General features: G+C 65.9%; 16 protein-coding genes. 11 read left to right on the plus strand and 5 right to left on the minus strand.

The genetic code is table 11. The features are described 5' to 3' along the window. Positions 1-148 precede the first annotated feature (148 nt). The 3 genes from gyrB to psmA all read right to left on the minus strand — a co-directional run bounded on the left by gyrB (position 149) and on the right by psmA (position 3,646). Positions 149-2,083 carry a DNA topoisomerase (ATP-hydrolyzing) subunit B gene (gyrB, locus tag NDO75_RS07055; RefSeq protein ID WP_310905449.1) on the minus strand — a complete coding sequence of 645 codons (1,935 nt, stop codon included), beginning with the start codon at positions 2,081-2,083 and terminating at the stop codon, positions 149-151. Between the two features lie 113 nt (positions 2,084-2,196). Beyond that, a complete protein-coding gene (gene psmB, locus NDO75_RS07060; RefSeq protein ID WP_310905450.1) occupies positions 2,197-2,913 on the minus strand; it encodes an archaeal proteasome endopeptidase complex subunit beta in 717 nt (238 codons plus the stop codon). Next, on the minus strand, positions 2,906-3,646 hold the full coding sequence (gene psmA / locus NDO75_RS07065; RefSeq protein ID WP_310905451.1) for an archaeal proteasome endopeptidase complex subunit alpha: 741 nt from the start codon (positions 3,644-3,646) through the stop codon (positions 2,906-2,908). The genes psmB and psmA overlap by 8 nt, the downstream gene beginning before the upstream one ends. 592 nt (positions 3,647-4,238) lie before the next feature. On the opposite strand from psmA, the gene NDO75_RS07070 reads away from it, so the two are divergent. The 10 genes from NDO75_RS07070 to NDO75_RS07115 all read left to right on the plus strand — a co-directional run bounded on the left by NDO75_RS07070 (position 4,239) and on the right by NDO75_RS07115 (position 15,589). Continuing rightward, positions 4,239-5,507 carry a divalent metal cation transporter gene (locus NDO75_RS07070; protein ID WP_310905452.1) on the plus strand — a complete coding sequence of 423 codons (1,269 nt, stop codon included), beginning with the start codon at positions 4,239-4,241 and terminating at the stop codon, positions 5,505-5,507. Positions 5,508-5,637: 130 nt separating this feature from the next. Then, positions 5,638-6,417, plus strand: coding sequence for a sulfite exporter TauE/SafE family protein (locus NDO75_RS07075; RefSeq protein WP_310905453.1), 780 nt, complete (start codon positions 5,638-5,640; stop codon positions 6,415-6,417). Between the two features lie 80 nt (positions 6,418-6,497). Then, complete coding sequence (locus NDO75_RS07080; RefSeq protein WP_310905454.1) at positions 6,498-6,926, plus strand: universal stress protein; 429 nt, start codon at positions 6,498-6,500, stop codon at positions 6,924-6,926. Between the two features lie 101 nt (positions 6,927-7,027). Further along, entirely contained in the window at positions 7,028-7,546 is a 519-nt protein-coding gene (locus NDO75_RS07085; protein WP_310905455.1) for a hypothetical protein, read from the plus strand. A 98-nt stretch (positions 7,547-7,644) separates the two neighbouring features. Beyond that, entirely contained in the window at positions 7,645-8,904 is a 1,260-nt protein-coding gene (locus NDO75_RS07090; protein WP_310905456.1) for a hypothetical protein, read from the plus strand. After that, positions 8,901-9,905, plus strand: coding sequence for a two pore domain potassium channel family protein (locus NDO75_RS07095; protein WP_310905457.1), 1,005 nt, complete (start codon positions 8,901-8,903; stop codon positions 9,903-9,905). Before NDO75_RS07090 ends, NDO75_RS07095 begins: the two co-directional genes overlap by 4 nt. A gap of 41 nt (positions 9,906-9,946) precedes the next feature. After that, positions 9,947-11,443 (plus strand): dihydrolipoyl dehydrogenase, encoded by a 1,497-nt coding sequence (locus tag NDO75_RS07100; RefSeq protein ID WP_310905458.1) that lies wholly within the window; start codon positions 9,947-9,949, stop codon positions 11,441-11,443. A gap of 102 nt (positions 11,444-11,545) precedes the next feature. Beyond that, entirely contained in the window at positions 11,546-11,902 is a 357-nt protein-coding gene (locus NDO75_RS07105; RefSeq protein WP_310905459.1) for a hypothetical protein, read from the plus strand. Between the two features lie 118 nt (positions 11,903-12,020). Next, on the plus strand, positions 12,021-14,501 hold the full coding sequence (locus NDO75_RS07110) for a DNA topoisomerase VI subunit B (RefSeq protein WP_310905460.1): 2,481 nt from the start codon (positions 12,021-12,023) through the stop codon (positions 14,499-14,501). Further along, positions 14,498-15,589 carry a DNA topoisomerase IV subunit A gene (locus tag NDO75_RS07115; RefSeq protein ID WP_310905461.1) on the plus strand — a complete coding sequence of 364 codons (1,092 nt, stop codon included), beginning with the start codon at positions 14,498-14,500 and terminating at the stop codon, positions 15,587-15,589. Before NDO75_RS07110 ends, NDO75_RS07115 begins: the two co-directional genes overlap by 4 nt. 148 nt (positions 15,590-15,737) lie before the next feature. On the opposite strand, the gene NDO75_RS07120 is transcribed toward NDO75_RS07115, so the two are convergent. After that, a complete protein-coding gene (locus NDO75_RS07120; RefSeq protein WP_310905462.1) occupies positions 15,738-17,090 on the minus strand; it encodes an Nramp family divalent metal transporter in 1,353 nt (450 codons plus the stop codon). A 309-nt stretch (positions 17,091-17,399) separates the two neighbouring features. Between NDO75_RS07120 and NDO75_RS07125 the strand changes: the two genes are divergently transcribed. Further along, on the plus strand, positions 17,400-17,705 hold the full coding sequence (locus tag NDO75_RS07125; protein ID WP_310905463.1) for a hypothetical protein: 306 nt from the start codon (positions 17,400-17,402) through the stop codon (positions 17,703-17,705). 29 nt (positions 17,706-17,734) lie between these two features. On the opposite strand, the gene NDO75_RS07130 is transcribed toward NDO75_RS07125, so the two are convergent. Beyond that, positions 17,735-18,439, minus strand: a complete 705-nt coding sequence (locus NDO75_RS07130; RefSeq protein WP_310905464.1) for an MBL fold metallo-hydrolase — start codon at positions 18,437-18,439, stop codon at positions 17,735-17,737. Between the last annotated feature and the right edge of the window lie 83 nt (positions 18,440-18,522).

Raw genomic sequence — 18,522 nt, forward strand, 5'->3', positions numbered from 1 at the left:
GCATCCGTGAGAGCGTCCGCTCTGCGGACGCTCGAGCGGGCCGACGACCGACCCGGAGCGCGGGTTGCCGCGCGGAGGGGAGGGAGGAGTGCTTTTCATCAAAGTTTTGCCGAGGGTCAGCTTTGCTGACCCGCAGCGCAAAAGTTTGTTAGATGTCGATCCATTCGGCTTCCGGCGCGTGGTCCTTGATGAACTGCTTGCGGGGTTCGACGGCGTCGCCCATCAGGACGGAGAACATCTTGTCCGCCGCGGCCGCGTCCTCGATCGTGATCTGTTTGAGGATGCGGTTCTCGGGGTTCATCGTCGTCTCCCAGAGCTGCTCGGGGTTCATCTCGCCCAGCCCCTTGAACCGCTGGACCTGAGAGGGGTTGCCGTCGCACTTCTCTTCGATGATCTCGTCGCGTTCGGCCTCGGTCATCGCGTCGTAGGTCTCGCCGCGGTACCGAATGCGGTACAGCGGCGGCTGGGTCGCGTAGACGTAGCCGCCCTCGAGCAGCGGACGCATGTGTCGGTAGAAGAACGTCAACAGCAGCGTTCGGATGTGTGCCCCGTCGACGTCGGCGTCGGTCGCCATGATGATCTTCTTGTACCGGACGTCCTCGACGTCGAACTCGTCGCCGATCCCCGCGCCGATGGCGGTGATCATGTTCCGGATCTCGTCGTTCTCCAAGATGCGATCGAGTCGGTGTTTCTCGACGTTGAGGATCTTCCCCTTGATTGGTAGGACGGCCTGGAATTCGGGGTTGCGGGCCTGTTTTGCGCTCCCGCCTGCGGAGTCACCCTCCGCGATGAACAGTTCGGCTTCCTCCGGGTCCTTGGTCTGACAGTCGGCGAGTTTGCCGGGCAGCGATGTCGACTCGAGGGCCGACTTTCGCCGCGTGAGTTCCTCGGCCTTCTGGGCGGCCATGCGGGCCTTCGCGGCCTCGACGGCTTTCATCACGATCGCCTGGGCGGTGTCGGGGTGCTCCTCGAAGTAAGTGCCCAGCCCCTCGTGTATGGCGCTCTCGACGATGCCGCGAACTTCGCTGTTGCCGAGTTTCGTCTTCGTCTGCCCCTCGAACTGCGGGTCGGGGTGTTTGACCGAGATGACCGCTGTCAGTCCCTCTCGGATGTCTTCGCCTTTGAGATTGTTATCGAGATCGGAGAGCAGGTCGTTCTCGTTGGCGTAGTCGTTGACCGTTCGGGTGAGTGCGGTTTTGAACCCAGTGAGATGGGTGCCGCCCTCGCGGGTGTTGATGTTGTTGGCGAAGGCGTGAATCGAGCCCTGGAGCTCCTCGGTGGCCTGCATCGCCACCTCGACCTGGATGTTCTGTTCCTCGTCCTCGAAGTAGATGACGTCCTCGTGCATCGCCGAGCGCGTCTCGTTCAAATACTCGACGAACTCGCGGATGCCGCCCTGATACTCGTACGTATCGGTGACGTGCCCCTCCTCCTCGCCCGCGTCCTGTCGCTCGTCGCGGAGCGTGATGCGGACGCCGGAGTTGAGGAAGGCCAGTTCGCGGAGCCGGTTCGACAGCGTCGAGAACGCGAACTCGCCGGTCTCGAAGATGTCGGTGTCGGGCCAGAACTGGATCTCCGTGCCCGTCTCCTCGTCGGGCTCCATATCGCGGATCCGTTCCATGTCGCCGACGGGTTCGCCCCCCTCGAAGGCGTGGCGGAAGACGCCGCCGTCGCGTTTGACCTCCGCCTCGAGTCGCTGTGAGAGGGCGTTGACGACGGAGACGCCGACGCCGTGGAGGCCGCCGGAGACCTGATACGACTTGTTGTCGAACTTGCCGCCGGCGTGGAGGACCGTGAGGATGACCTCGAGTGCGGGGCGGTCGTACTCCTCGTGGGTATCGACGGGGATGCCGCGGCCGTCGTCGGCGACGGTGACCGAGCCGTCCTCGTTGATCGAGACGGTGATCTCGTCGCAGTAGCCGGCCAGTGCCTCGTCGATCGAGTTGTCCACCACTTCGTAGACCAGATGGTGGAGTCCTCGAGAATCGGTAGAGCCGATGTACATCGCCGGCCGCTTTCGCACAGCCTCCAGGCCCTCTAAGACCTGGATCTGTCCGGCGCCGTACTCGCTTTCCTGGGACATGTAAAACCTGCTTTCGGATAGCAGTCCGGCCCTAATAAAAGTCACGTGTACGCGCGCGAGCGCGACCCGCAACAAGTCGTTATCGACTCGGCGGGGGAGAGGACGACGGACGCTTACAGGAGGTCGTCGAACGACTCGTGGCCCTGAATATCGACGCCGTCCCCGGTGACCTCGGCGAGAAAGACGCCATTACCGGAGCCGGTATCGCGCTCGACGGCGCTCTTGACCGCGCGGGCCGCGGCCGTCTTCGCGTCGGACAGCGTGAGATCGTCGGCGTACTCGTTCTCGAGGACGCCGTAGGCGAGTTGCATCCCGGAGCCGGTGACGGTGTAGTCGTCCGCCATGACGCCGCCGGCGGGATCGATGCTGTAGACGTGGCTGCCCTCCTCGTCGACGCCGCCCAGAATGGGGTTGATCGCTCGGAACGGGCCGCCGCGGGCGAAGTTACCCGCCAGCGTCGCGAGCGCGTCGATGCTCATGGTCTCCCCGCGACGCGACTCGTAGAGGTTGGCCTCGGCGCGGAGACTCGAGATGAACGACTGGGCACCGCCGACCGAGCCGACGAGCGTCAACGCGGCAGTCGGGTGGATCTGCTCGACCTTCTGGACGTTCTTGTTCGAGACGAATCGCCCGCCGAGGCTGGCGCGCATGTCCGTCGCGATGACGACGCCGTCGTCGGTCGTGATGCCGACGGTCGTCGTTCCGGTCTTGTTCACGGTATCCCCGTGTTCGCCGGCGTTTCGGCCGCCATCGGGGAGCGATCCGAGCTCGGGCTCGTACGGCGACGGGTCGCCGTTGCCCTGCGGGGCCGACGCGTTCCAGTTACTCATCGGTCTCCTCCGCGTCGATTTCGCCGATGATCGACTCGAGGCGGTCCTCGTCGACCGAGTGGAACGACTCGTCCTCGGTCGTGACCGTCGCGACGTCGACGTCTTCGGCGGCGACGGTGCCGTCTTCGGGCTCGCTGAGCGCACTCACGGCGAGTTCGATCCCGCCGTCGATATCGAGGTCCTCGCGGTAGTGCTCTTCGAGGTAGCCCTGAATGGTGTCGCGGGCGCCGCCGACGGCGGCGGCCTGCCACTCGTAGTCCGTCCCCGACGGGTCGGTCTCGAAGAGGCGGGGCTCGCCGTCCTCGACGCCGCCGACGAGCAGCGCGACGCCGAACGGGCGCGCGCCGCCGGTCTGGGTGTACTCCTGAATGTGATCGGTGACCGCACGCGTCAGCGTCTCGACGCCGATATCCTGACCGTAGCGGAGCTGCTCGCCCTGTGCGCGACGGCGGGCGAGATCGATCAGCTGGCGGGCGTCGGCGACGTGGCCCGCGCTGGCGATGCCGACGTGGTCGTCGGCCTTGTGGATCTTCTCGACGCTCGAGCGCTCCATGAGCGGCGAGTTGACCTGCCGATTCGCGGCGAGAACGACGCCGTCCGGCGTACGGAGTCCGACGCTCGCGGTTCCGCGCTTGACGGCCTCGCGGGCGTACTCGACCTGGTAGAGGCGTCCGTCCGGAGAGAAGATGGTGATCCCCCGGTCGTAGGCCTGCTGTTGGGATTGTCCTTGCATTTGGCCTTCACCTACGGTAAGGGGTAGAAATATATAGGCCTTCTTCTGAAGGCAACGCCGTCGGGCTGTCACGGCTCCGCGCCGCTGGCAGTTGATCTGGGCGGTTCGAGTCGTCGGTGGGGAGCCTCGACCGCTCGTCTGACGCGTTTCCGAGGCGGCGGCCCGCACACGACTATCGTCCTCGAGCGGCGGTTCGCTCCGCCGGACGGAGAGACGTGTTATCTATCGATTCGAAATGCCGTCTGCCATCTCAAGCTTTCCCCTCAACCGGGTCCGCGCCGTTAGTCCGGGTACAGCGTTTCGAATTCCAGTACACAGACCCGTTCCCGCCGAACGAGCCCTCTCGAGCGATGCACCGACCGGAAGTTCGAGCGGGACGAGACATCCGGCTTATGTCGGGAAAAATATACATGGATGACCACACTGCGACGACGGCCGTTCGCACCGAACCATCAACTGAAATACTATACGAAGTCGGTCCCGGCTCCCTCCCCGTAACGAGCGGTTGTAGGACCGATTTCGCCGCCCGTTCGGGACATCGACGAGTCAGCGAAGCGAACGCTGTCCGGAGAGATTTACGCGGTGAGAGCGCATGAGCGAGCAATCAGCGTCGGCGCCGACGTCCACGTCGGCGGTCGTCGACGCCGTCCCGGGTGGCGAGGCGATTCACGGAGCGCTCTACAGATACGGGCTGGGGGTTCTGTTCGCCGCGAACGTCTTCGGGGCGGGATCGGTGTACATCCTCGCGGACACGGGGGCAAACTTCGCGTTCGCCCTGCTGTGGGTGTTGCCCCTCGCGTTCCTCGTCGACATCGCGCTCCACGACATGAGCGCGCGCCTCGCCGTCGCCGACGAACCGCTCGCCGACTACATCGCCGACGTGCTCCCGGTCGGCGGCTCGACGCTCCTGATCGGGATCTCGCTGATGTCGGCGCTGTGGGCCGTCTCGAACTACGCGGTCGCGGGTGCGGCCCTCGCCTGGCTGATCCCCGGCCTCGACAACGTCCTGGTCGGGATCGTCCTCGCGGCGGGGATCGGGATCGCCATCGTGCAGATGAAAGTCTACGACCGAATCGAAGCGGCGATCGCCGCGATGGTGTTCGCCGTGTTCAGCTCCTACGGGCTGTTGCTGCTCGGCCTCAACGTGCCGTGGCAGTCGGTCGCCGCGGGGCTCCAGCCGGTTCTCCAGACCGAAATCGGCTACCTCACCGCGGTCATCGCCCTGCTCGGAACGACGGTCTACTGGCCGAACTTCTTCATCCAGTCGAGCATCCAGCCGACGAAGGAGTGGACCGACATCTGGGAGTACCGCCGGGACAACGCCGCCGGCATCGCCACGACGCTCGTCATCGGCAGCTTCGTGATGATCGTCTCCGCCGTTACGCTCTCCGGCGGCGAGATGTCGCTGACGACCCCCGGCGAACCGCTCGCGACGATCCTCGGCGAGTACGCGCTCGTCGTGTTCATCCTCGCGGCCTTCCTCGCTTCCATCTCCTCGGCGACCGGGACGCTGTTCGGAGCCGGCTTCATCATCCCGCAGGCGCTCGGGCGGGACACGGTCTTCGGCGATACCGCCTTCCGGCGAACCGTCGTCGCGCTGATCGTCCTCGCGGCTATCACCGCCCTCCCGATGCTCATCTACACGGGCTTCGGTCCCGTCGAGATGGCGATCGTCATGCCGGCGGTCAACGGCGCGATCGGCCTGCCGGTCACCGTCTTCGCGCTCATCGGGGCGGTCAACCGGTACCGCGACGTCGACTGGTACGAGAACGTCGCCTTCGTGGCCGCAGGGATCGTGCTCCTCGTCGGGAGCCTCCTGACGGTCCAGTCGCTGTACGAAACGATCCTGAATATCCTCTGAGGGCTCGAGGGTCGCTCTCCCCTGCCACGAGCACTCCGTAGACGGACCGAGAAACGACCCCCTCGCAGTCGAGGGGAAGCAGAAGATAGGAGTGGCGCGGAGCGATACGGGCGCGTAGATCGTCACGGCGATGTTCGCACTCCCCTTCGGCCTCTCGCTGGCCCTGTTGCTGGTTTCGATCGCTTTCTTCTCGGGCATCGGAATCACCACCATCGGGCCCGGCGGGATCTTCGTGACGATCGCGCTCTACTCGCTGACCTCGCTGCCCTCGAGTCAGGTCGCCGGTACCGCCCACGCGACGTTCGTCTTCACCGGGCTCGTCGGCAGCGCGGCCTATCTCCACTCGGGCGAGATGAACACCGGCGAGAGCCGCGCGATCGCGGTCGTCCTCAGCGTCGCGAGCATTATCGGTGCGCTCGTCGGCGCGTACGTCAACACCTTCGTCCCGCGCTCGCTGTTCGGCCTCCTGCTCGGCGGCGTCGCGTCGGCCGTCGGCGCGATCATCCTCTACCGGGAGCGTCGCGGTTTCAGCCCGATCTACGACCTCGACCCCCTGACTCGAGGCGGGAAAATCGTACTCGCGGGGCTCGGGTTCGCCCTCGGGATCGCCAGCGGTCTCCTGGGGATAGGGGGGCCGGTGCTGGCCGTGCCCGCGCTCGTGTTAGTCGGCGTGCCGATGCTGCTGGCCGTCGCCGTCGCGCAGGTTCAGTCGATCTTCATCGCGACGTTCGCGGCGTCGGGGTACTTCCTGCAGGGGAACGTCCTCCTGTCGCTCGCGGTCGTCGTCGGCGCGCCGCTGTTGCTCGGCGTCGTCGTCGGCTGGCGGGTCGCCCACGTCGTCGACCCAGAGCGGCTGAAGGTCGCGCTGGGAATCGTCCTACTGGGCGTCGGGCCGTACCTCGCCCTGTGACCGGCCGCCCCCCTTCGAGACCGGCGGCTCGGTGCACCCGCCGGAACCAGACTGAAGGAGGGGCACGTGGACGTGTCTCTATGCCAGCGCGGATCCTCGTCCCCTTCGACGGCTCCGAGCCAGCCCGCGACGCCCTCGAGTACGCGTTCGAGCTGTTCCCCGACGGCGAGTTCGTCGTGTTATCCGTCGCCGATACCACCTCGCTGCCGTACATTCCGAACACTGCGGACGACGCGGCTTCGAGACCGGAGGCGCGCGAGTCCCTGAGCGACGCCGCGGATCAGCTGGCCGCGGCCGAAGCCATCGCCGACGATCGCGGCATCGACGTGGAAACGGAGACCAGTACGGGAACGCCAGCCCAGGAAATCGTGGAGCGCGCCGAGGCCGACGCCATCGATCACGTCGTCATCGGCAGCCACGGCCGATCCGGCGTCGCGCGGGTCTTGCTCGGCAGCGTCGCGGAGGTCGTCGTCAGGCACGCGCCGGTCCCGGTCACCGCGGTCAGGTAACGTTCGCGGGCCGGACCGCCATCGTCACGGCTCGAGGTCGGCCCTGCAATGACGGGCCGGAGACTCTTGCGCTCGAAGCCCCGCCCTCGAGTCGAGAGACGATGAGCGAGTACGACGGCACCGACAACCCCGACACCCCCTGGCGGGAGGATGGAGCGAGCGAGGAGGACAACCGCGGCGACGAAGCGATGACAGGTCGCGACAGAACCGCGTTCAGCCCGAATCCCGACGAGGACGGGAAGTGGCTCTCGGCGGTCGTGGGCCTGCTCGGAGCCGTACTGATCGCCGTGGCCGTCGTCCTCGATCCGGTCGCGAGCCAGTTCTGGAACGACGTCCTGATCGGCGCGACCCTGTTCGTCGCGGGCGCGTACAACTACTCCCGCCGGTCGAGCGAGGAACTCGGGAGCCTCGGCGTCGCGGTGCTGGTCGCCCTCCTGGGCCTCTGGCTCGTCGCGTCGCCGTTCCTGTTCGGCGGGAACGGCGGCGTCGAAGCGGCGACCGATCTCGGCTTCTGGACCGACGTCGTCGTCGGACTGCTCGCGGCCGGTCTGGGGGCCTACAGCGCCATCGGGATCCGCGGTCGTCGCCGGGACGCGACCGTTCGGGACACGGCGGTCTGAGCGGCCGGGCCAGAGAACAGGCGACTCCCTGCCCGCAACACCCGAAATGGCAGCTTCCGGCATAACCCCCTTTGTCCCCGTTCTGGTATAGCGAAGTGATGCTTCCGCTCGTCGCGATAGCGCTCGCTGTCGCCGGTGGTGTGGTGGCGCTCGAATTCGTATCGTACCGGGCACTCGAACGGCTCCCTTCGGTGGCGACCGAGGAGTTCCCAGAGATCGACCGGGAGTTACTGGGGAAGTTCAGCAGCTTCGATTCCGAACTCGGCTGGGTTCCCCAGCCGAACCGGGAGAAACAGAAGGACACGGGCGATCACCTGCCGGGCGAGGAGGTTCGAACCACGGTCACGTACTCGACAGACGAGTACGCGAGTCGCGTCTGTCCCGCAAAAGACCGCACCGAAGACGGCGACGGGACGGTCTCGACCTACGGCGACTCCTACTGTTTCTGCCGGGAGGTCGACGACGATGAGACGTTCCAGAACTACCTCGCGCAGGAACTCGACACCCACGTCGCTAACTACGGCGGCGGCAACTACGGCCTCGATCAGGCCCTGATGCGGCTCAAGCGCAAGTACCCCGAGAATCCGACCGACCACGTCTTCATGGTCGTCACCGCCTCCTCGATCGCGCGGATCCTGAGCGTCTGGAAACATTACCAGGAGTTCGGGAACATCTTAGCGGTCAAACCGCGCTACACCCTCGAGGACGGCGACCTACAGCGGATCGAGAGCCCCGTCGACGAGAAAGAGGAACTACTCGACCTCGAGTCCAAAGCCGACTTCCTCCGCGAGTACGACTTCCACTACGACCACTGGTTCGAGCCCCACTTCGCGACGCGGCCCTACACGGCGGACTTCCTCGAGAAGGACGAACACCTCCGGTACGCAGCGTACACGGCCGGGAAGGAACTCGAGCGCCGTGCAGGGCGGTCGATTCCGGGCATCGACTTCGACGAGGCACAGACGCGATCGGTCCTGCGGCTCGAGCAGCCCCGCGTCCGCTACCACGAGCGGCTGTTCGAGACGCACGAACCGCTGTTCGACGCGCTCATCGAGGAGTTCGTCGACTACGCCGACGAGCAGGACTTCGAGCCGGTGTTCGTGATGGTCCAACAGCTCAGATACGCGAAGTACGAGTCCGAACACGGCCCGATCTACGGCGACCTGATCGACCGACTGGACGACCGGTACGACGACCTAACGACGGTCGACATGGCGCGACACCTCTCTCCCGAGGACGGCGACGTCGAATCGCTGTACGTCGAACGCGGTGAAGGCGGCCACTACAGCCCCGAGACCAACGCGGCGATCGCGGACGTGCTGGCGGATGTCGTCGAGACGCGAGCGGTCGCGAGATGAACCCGATCTACCTCGCCGTCGGCGTCGCGCTGCTCGTCGGCGGGGTCGTCGACATCCTCTGGACGACGCTCTGGGTCGACGGCGGTTCGGGACCGTTCTCGGGCCGGCTCACCACCGGCGTCTGGAAGGGCCTCCGGAAGGTGACCGGGGATCACGACAGGGCACTCAGCCTCGCCGGCCCGATCACCCTCACGCTGACGCTTGCGATGTGGATCGCGTTCATCTGGATCGGCTGGACGCTCGTCTTCTCGAGCGTCCCGAACGCCGTAGTCAACACGCGTACCGGCGGTACAGCCGACTGGTGGGGGCGGTTCTACTACGTCGCCTACACCATGTTCACCGACGGCAACGGCGACTACACCCCGCTGTACGGCGGCGACGTCTGGGAGGTCGCCAGCGCGTTCACGACGGCCTCGGGCATGGCCTTCGTCACCCTCGGCGTCTCGTACGTGCTGACCGTTCTCGGGGCCGTCTCGGACAAACGCTCCTTCGCCAGTTCCGTCACGGGATTGGGCGGCCGGAGCGAGGCGTTCGTTCGCGCCGGCTGGAACGGCGAGAACTTCGACGGTCTCGAGCGAACGATCGATACGCTCGGTGCCGAACTGAGCACCCTCGCCGAGCAACACAAGTCCTACCCGATCCTGCACTACTACCACAGCGAGAAGGGAGAACGCGCCTCGGCCGTGGCCGTTCCCATCCTCGACGAGTCGCTCACGATCTTCAGACACGCCGTCCCGGACGAGCACAGCCCCGATCCCGCGGTCGTCGAGAACGCCCGCTCGGGCGCGCAGAGTTACCTCGAGACGCTCGATGAGTCCTTTATCGAACCCGAGCCGGCGGTCCCTCGGTCGCCGAATCTCGAGCGACTCCGCGAGGACGACATCCCGACGGTCTCCAACCGAGAGTTCGCGGAGGCCCTCGCGGAACTAACCGACCGACGGAAGCAACTGCTCGGCGTCGTCCAGGCCGACGCGTGGGAGTGGCCGCCGCTCGAGGAGTAACCCGGCATGGCACTCATTGCGCTTCGGGCCGTTCCACCTCCATGGAGGAGTACGACTTCCTCGTCATCGGCTCTGGCTCCGGGCTCGACGTGGCGAACGCGGCGGCGAACCAGGGACTCTCGGTCGCGGTCGTCGAGAAGGGACGACTCGGCGGCACCTGCCTCAACCGCGGCTGTATCCCCTCGAAGCAGCTGCTCTACCATGCACACGTAAAGGAGACGATAGACCGGGCGGGCGAGTTCCACATCGACGCGTCGGTAAACGACGTCGCGTTCGCCGACATCGTTCGCGAGGTGAACGACGACGTCCACGGCAGTTCGGATTCGATCCAGCGCGGCCTCCACGCGTCGGACGCCATCGACCTGTACGAGGCCGAGGGACGGTTCGTCGACGACCGAACGCTCGAGCTCGCCGGCGGCGCGGCCGACGGCGAGCGCCTCCGCGGGGAAACCGTCCTCGTCGCGGCCGGGTCGCGGCCGGCGATCCCGCCGATCGAGGGCATCGACGGCGTCGACTACCTCACCAGCAAAGAGGCACTGCAGCTCGAGACGCCGCCGGACCACCTCGTCATCGTCGGCGGCGGCTACATCGCCGCCGAGCTCGCGCAGTTCTTCGGCACGTTCGGAAGTGAAATCTCGATTATCGGCCGCCGGCCGAGACTGCTCCCCGACGCCGATCAGGAGGTGGCCGCCGCGTTCACCGAGCGGTACGCCGAGCGCTTCGACGTCTACACCGGGTACGAAGCCGCTAGCGTCTCGGCGGCGGACGGTTCGATCTCCGTCGAGGCGCGTCCGTACACGTACGGAGACGACAGCGGGGAAGATGGGGGTAGCGGCGAGGCCGGCACGGACGAGGAGCCGGTCACCGTCACCGGTGACGAACTGCTCGTCGCGGCCGGCCGCGTTCCGAACACCGACGCGCTGAACGTCGAGGCGGCGGGCATCGAAACGGATGCGGACGGCTTCGTCGAGACCGACGAGTACCTGCGGACGACCGCCGAGGGCGTCTGGGCGCTCGGCGACATCGTCGGTGAGTACCTGCTGAAACACAACGCCAACCACGAGGCACAGACCGTCGCTCGAAATCTTTTCGGCGAGGACCTCGAGCCGGTCGACTACTCGGCGATGCCCTTCGCCGTCTTCGGCTCGCCGGAGGTCGCCGGCGTCGGGCTGACCGAGGGAGAACTGCGCGCGACCGACCGCGAGTACGCGAAGCGAACCTACCGGTACGAGGAGACGGCCCGCGGGAGCGCGATGCACGCGGAGGGGTTCGTCAAGCCGCTCATCGACCTCGAGGGGAATATCCTCGGCTGTCACATCGTCGGGCCCGAGGCGTCCGATCTGATTCAGGAGGTCGTCGTGGCGATGACGGCCGGCACCGGGACGGTCCACGACATCCGCGAATCGGTTCACATCCACCCCGCGCTCTCGGAGGTCGTCCAGCGCGCCTTCAGCGGACAATTCACGCGGGGCGGTGGCCACGAGCACGGGCATAGCCACACGCACGATCACAGTCATGAGGACGGTCACGACCACTAAACACCAACGCCTCGCCGACCGCCCGTTCTGACTGTCGGCTCTGTACGCGCTATGCACGACCGCCGTCGTCTCTTGTGATCCCGTCTCCCAGTTTCGTCCGCAATGGTAAACGCAGCAGTCGTCATCCTCGCGGGCACTGAATCGCACAGCGACCTCGGCCGACTCGTCAACGGTCTCGAGGCGGCCAGAGAGTTCGACGAAAACCCGGACGACGAACTGGAGCTAATCTTCGACGGCGCAGGGACGCAGTGGATTCCCGAACTCGAGGACGAGGACCACGACTACCACGAACTCTATCAGACGCTCAGCGACGAAGCGGCCGTCTGCGACTACTGTTCGAACGCCTTCGGTGTCAGCGACGCCGTCGGCGACGCCGGCGTCGTCACCGTCGACGAGAACGACGGCCACCCGAGCATCCGCTCGCTGGTCGACGACGACTACGAGATCATCACGTTCTGACGCGGCGATCGCCGTCCCAGTCGCCGGAGCGGGAGCGAACCGAGTAGCGATGGCCCTGTCATTCACTTTCACTTCGGTAGCGCACACCTTTTACCCCCGCCGTTAGTACAGGGAGACGATGACGTCGTTCCAGTCGACACTCGGTGACGAGCCGGGGATCGCCGAGGAGCTGGCGGAGAGCCAGCAGTCGATCTCCATCGCCGAGTTCTTCGAGAAGAACAAGCACATGCTCGGCTTCGACAGCGGCGCTCGAGGCCTCGTCACGGCCGTCAAAGAGGCCGTCGACAACGCCCTGGACGCCGCCGAGGAAGCCGGCATTCTCCCGGACATCTACGTCGAAATTCAGGAAGCCGGCGACTACTATCGGCTGATCGTGGAAGACAACGGACCCGGGTTAACGAAGGAATCGCTGCCGAAAGTCTTCGGGAAGCTGCTCTACGGTTCTCGCTTCCACGCGCGCGAACAGTCCCGCGGCCAGCAGGGGATCGGGATCTCCGCAGCCGTCCTCTACTCGCAGCTGACGAGCGGGAAACCCGCCAAGATCACCAGCCGAACCCAGGGCTCGAGCGAGGCAGAGTACTTCGAACTCATCGTCGACACCGACGACAACGAGCCCGAAATCAGCGTCGAGGAGACGACTACCTGGGACCGCCCCCACGGGACCCGCATCGAACTCGAGATGGAGGCCAACATGCGCGCCCGCCAGCAGCTCCACGACTACATCAAGCACACGGCGGTCGTCAACCCCCACGCCCGCCTCGAGCTTCGCGAGCCCCAGGAACACTTCAAGTTCGAGCGCGCGACCGACCAGCTCCCCGAGGAGACCGAGGAGATCCGACCCCACCCCCACGGCGTCGAACTCGGTACCGTAATGAAGATGCTGGCGGCAACGGACTCCCAGACGGTCTCCGGGTTCGTCCAGGAGGAGTTCACCCGCGTCGGGAAGAAGACGGCCGACTCGATCATCGACGCGTTCCGCGACCGTCACTACGGCCGTGAGATGCGCTGGCGACCGCCCGCGAGCCACGAGTCCGCCGATATCGCGGCCGCGGTCGAAGCAGCGACAGCAAACAAAGGCGCCGACGCGACCAGTGCATTCGCCGAGGCTATTGCCGACGCAGTCGACGACTACGACCGCATCGCTCACCACGAACTGCTCGCGGCCGTCGATACGGCCGCCGACGAGGTCGAAGCCGACCACGGGACGACGTTCGGCGACACCGTCCGCGAAAACGCCGTCGAGGCCGTCTGGCTCGAGTTAATCGACGCCGCCGACGCGGAACTCGAAGCGGCTACGGACGCGGCCGACGAGACCGGCAAGGACGCCGAGTCGCGGCTCACCGGGGACCTGTACGAGCTCGCGGACGACGCCACGAGCACCCGCAAGGACGACGAGGTCGTCCACGCCTTCGCCGAACGACTCGCAGCCAAGTTCGAGGACGAACGCGAGGCCGAGAACGTCCGCCACCGACTCACCCGGACCCGGCTTCGCGAGTTCGTCGACCGGGCCGCTGAACTAACCGAGGAGTACGACGACGTCTCCTTCGGCGAGACGGCCCGCGAAAACGTCGTCGAGGCCGTCTGGGACGTGATGGCGACCGTCCCCGACGACCCGCCGCTCGTCCGCGAACTGAACGGCGACCGCGACGCCACCAGTAACCTCGTCGACGCCATGCGCGCGACCGACATCATGGCGCCGCCGACGCGGTGTCTCTCCCCGATCTCGGAAGACCTCATCACCGCCGGTTTAGAGAAGGAGTTCGACGCGGACTTCTACGCCTCCGCGACCCGCGACGCCGGCGTCTCCGGCGGCGATCCGTTCATCGTCGAGGCCGGGATCGCCTACGGCGGCGAGCTACCGGCCGACGGCACCGGCGAGGTCATGCGCTTTGCAAACCGCGTCCCGCTGGTCTACCAGCGCGGGGCCTGCGCGACGACCGACGTGGTCAAGACGATCGGCTGGCGCAACTACGGGCTCGACCAGCCCGGCGGCTCCGGACTCCCGAACGGCCCGGTCGTGATCATGATCCACGTCGCCTCGACGAACGTCCCCTTTACCAGCGAGTCGAAAGACGCCGTCGCGAACGTCCCTGAGATCGAAGACGAGATCGAACTCGCCATCCGGGAGGCAGCTCGCGATCTCAAGAGCTACCTCAACAAGCGCCGGTCGATGCAGAAGCGCCGAAAGAAACAGAACGTCCTCGGGAAGATCCTCCCGGAGATGGCCGAGAAGGTCGCCGAGGTCACCGACCGCGACGAGCCCGACATCGACGACGCGATCGCACGCATCATGAACAACGTTCTCGTCGAGCGTCGGGTCGAGGAAAACGGCGACGGCACGGCCGTCTCCGTCGTCGTCGAGAACAACTCGAGTACGAACGAGTCCCTCGAGATCACCGACATCGTCTCGGCCGAGCCGACGAGCCTCTCGGACGGCGCGACCGTCGTCGAGATGGACGGAGAGTGGTTCGTCAAGTGGGAGCCCGAAATCTCCAGTCAGGACGACGCCACGCTCGAGTACGAGGTACCGGACGACGCGACGTTCGATCTGGACGTCAAAGGCGTCGAAAGCGAGAAACTAACCGTAACTGACCAATGAGCGCAGACGACAACCAGCAGGCCAGAGAGCAGTTGATCGATCTCGCGGCGCAGTTCTACGACCAGTTCGAACTGGGCGAGATCCCCCACATGTCCGTCCCGACGCGGACGAAGAACAACATCGAGTACGACGAGGACAAGGAGGTCTGGGTCTACGGCGACCGCGAATCGACCCGGTCGGCCAACTCCGTGCGCGGGGCGCGCAAGCTCCTGAAGGCGGTCTACACCATCGATTTCCTCGCCGACCAGCTCGAGGAGGACCGCTCGTCGACCCTGCGTGAACTCTACTATCTCTCGGAAAGCTGGGACAACGACGAGGCGCAGTTCAACGATCAGGACGAGTCGAACAGCATGGTCGAGGACCTGGAGATCGTCTCGGGAGTCACTCGCGAGGACTTCCACATGCGCCCGGAGGAGTCCGGCGCGACGATCATGGGGCCGCTGCACCTGCGAGAACAGACCCGCCGCGGCGAGCGCGAGATCCACTGTCAGGAGGACGTCGGCGAGGGCGGCTACCAGATCCCGAACAACCCCGACACGATCGACTTCCTCGACTGCGACGCCGACTTCATCCTCGCGGTGGAGACCGGCGGGATGCGCGATCGACTGGTCGAGAACGGCTTCGACGACGAGTACAACGCCCTGATCATCCACCTCAAGGGACAGCCCGCGCGGGCGACCCGCCGGATCACCAAGCGCCTGCACGACGAACTCGACCTCCCGGTGACCGTCTTTACCGACGGCGACCCGTGGTCGTACCGCATCTACGGCTCCGTCGCCTACGGCTCGATCAAGTCCGCCCACCTCTCGGAGTACCTCGCCACCCCCGACGCGCAGTTCATCGGCATCCAGCCCGCCGACATCGTCGAGTACGAACTGCCGACCGACCCCCTCTCGGACTCCGACATCAACGCTCTCGAGAGCGAACTCGAGGACCCGCGGTTCCAGACCGACTACTGGGAGGAACAGATCGAGTTGCAACTCGACATCGAGAAGAAATCCGAACAGCAATCGCTGGCGTCCCACGGTCTCGACTTCGTAACTGACACCTATCTTCCCGAGCGGCTGGATGAGATGGGCGTTCTGTAGGTCGGCGAATCGATTCCCGCCTCGAGTCGAATTTTCGCAGACTGCTCACGGCCAACGAGACGGCCGTCCGCAGATCGAACGCCACGAGTCGGCCGTCGGAACCGCCACGGTCGCGAATGCCCGAATGGGTTCGGACCGAACCGGCTGGTTAGCCGATTATACCGAGCCGGACGGCCGCCCCCATCGCCCCGAACAGCAGTACGAGGGCGAGGCTGACGACGTAGTAGGCGTGCCAGGCCCGCGACGGGCGGAACGGCTCGGGCAGGTTCTTCTCGACGACGTACCAGTTGGCCGGATAGAAGAAGATCTCGGTGACCGCGAGCACCGCGGCGACGTAGAGCAACAGCGTCACCGGTACCTCACCGAGCGCGACGACCATCGCGCTGCTGACCGCGACGACGCCGAGGACGACCAGTTTCCGTACTCGCTCGCTGTCGATGTCTTCGTTCTCGAGCGCCATCGGGAGAATATCGCCGGTAGCGCGCGCTGCACCGTCGAGCAGCGTGATGACCGTCGAGTACAGCGCTGCGAATCCGCCGAGCAGCATGGCGTAGTACGACCAGTCGCCGAACGACGCGCTCAGGATGTTCCCGATCGCGAAGGCGAGGTTCGCGTCCGTCGGCGGGTTCGGATAGAGCACGTTCGAGGCGAGCACCACCATCGCGACGATCAGCAGGAAGCTGAAGACGTAGCCGATGTTGAAGTCGCGGCGGCCGGTCCGGATCCACGCGCGGATGTAGTCGTGGTGTTTCGGGTCGTCCGGATCGAGCCCCCGCTCCTCGAGTTCGCTCGCACCCTCGCCTTTCGCCATGCTCCAGCTGCCGATCAGGATGCTCGTGCTGAAACCGGTCGGGGCGAAGCCGGCGGCCGCGGCGAACAGAGCCAGAAACGCGGGTCCGGTCAGGTCAGGCACCGCGAACAGCGTCCCGGTGACGACGTCGCCCGACGGCGGGCCGACGATCACACCGAGGACGACGAGCACGCCCAGCGCGACGGTGAAGCCAATCAGAATCTTCTCGAGCAGGCTGTAGCGCGAGACGACGACGAGCAGCCCCGCGCCGCCGACGAACGCGACGTACGCCATGGTCGCGGTAAACCAGCCGGGGGTCAGCGCGGCGACGAACGCCGCGGTACTCATACCGACGCTAGCGGTGATGACCGTGTACATTCCCGTGAACACGAGGACCGTCACCCACAGCGCCCAGTTCTTCGGGCCGGGGAGCTGGTCGTACGCCTCGATCGGGTTGGCGCCGGCGCCGTAGTTGTACCGGATCCCCAGCTCCCACGCCCCGTACTTCGCGGCGTAGATGAGCCCGAACATCCAGATTGCGACGAGCCCGAAGGTCCCGCCGAGGGTCGGTGCCAGCACGATGTGGCTCCCGCCGATGCTGATCAGCGCCCACAGCATCGACGGCCCGAAGTGCTCCCTGAAGAAGCCCCGCCAGTCCCGCTCGGGGTACTCGAGGTCCGGTTCGGTGATCTCCGTCTGTTCACCACCCATCGGCATCACCGACGGATCGCGTCGCTACCGGCCCGGCAAACGGCGTGGGCCACGGTATTGACAACCATGTTATAACAGTGCACATCATCGATATCGATGAATTCCCCACCGCGCACTTATACTGCCCGAATCCCGGATCAGAAAGCAGACCGGGAGGGATGTTTTCTCAGTGATAACAACGGAGCAGGTATCCGTCGAGTGGCCTGAGGGCGTCGGCTGCTGGCGCGTCGACCGATCTCCCCCTCGCCCTGTGTCTGCAGGTAGAACCGGTTCCCGTCTGCGCCGATTCCCTCCGGCTAGATCGGTGACATGGCTGACGATACTGACGAGAAACGGCCGATGCACAGCGAGCCGGACGAGGAGGCGATCGACGAGCCGACGACCTCCGGAGCGCAGGAGGCCGACGAGACGGCGTGGATGATGAAAGAGGGGGTCGCAGTCGGCCTGATTTCTATCATCGCCGTCCTCATACTCGCGCTGGGGCTGATGCAGGCGACCGGCCTCGTCAACATTCTCGGGCCGTTCGCAGCGGGCGGGCTCCTCCCGTGGGTCGCGTTCGGCGTCCTGATACTCGTCGCACTCGGGGCGTTCGCCTGGACCCGCGTCGGCGTCTGAGGACGGTCGACGAGCGAGGTGAGCCAGCGTTACTCGTCGAGGACGACCGGCACGTTTCGGTGAGCGACGTCGACGACGAACGTATCCGCGTCGACCTCGATCGACTCGAACGTACCGTAGTGGACTGGGAGGACGAGATCCGGCTCGAGCCGCGCAGCCAGCGCCGCCGCCTCGTGGCGATCCATGGTGAACGTGCCGCCGATCGGCGGAAGGAAACAGTCGACGGGAACGTCGTCGTGCATCGGCAGCACGTCGGTATCGCCGGGCCAGAACGCGGTGATTCCATCGATCGTGACGCCGAAGCCACAGCCCTGCCCCTCGGGATGGAAGGGATCGCCGCTCTCGTCGATGTGTGGACCGTCGGGGTCGTTGTACGCCGGCGTCGTGAACAGATCGAGCGGCCCGAGGACGAACGACTCGTCCGCCCCGACGCGTTCGACCTCGAACGGCAGGTCTTCGGGGGCCGCGTCGACTCGGTCGATTTCGGCCGCGTCGATCGACTCGTGGACGACGACCAGCGCGTCCTCGTGAGCCACCCGTCGGATCGAATCCGGGTCGTAGTGGTGGTCGTGACTGACGAGTACCAGATCGCCGTCGCGAGCCTCGTATCCGTCCAGGATACCGTACGCTTCGGGACCGGGGTCGATGTAGACGACCGCGCCCAGCTGCCCCTCGAGTCGGACGGTCGCGAGGCCGAACCAGTCGATGGTCAGCGCGTCGAAGGTGACGGTCATGAAGTCTCGTTCGCCGAGGGGGCGGAAAAGCGTTCGATCCGCGACCGCCGTGTCCGTGCGGCGGTCGAAACGGCGCCGCAAAC

The sequence above is a fragment of the Natrinema sp. 1APR25-10V2 genome, assembly GCF_031626495.1.
Lineage (GTDB): Archaea > Halobacteriota > Halobacteria > Halobacteriales > Natrialbaceae > Natrinema.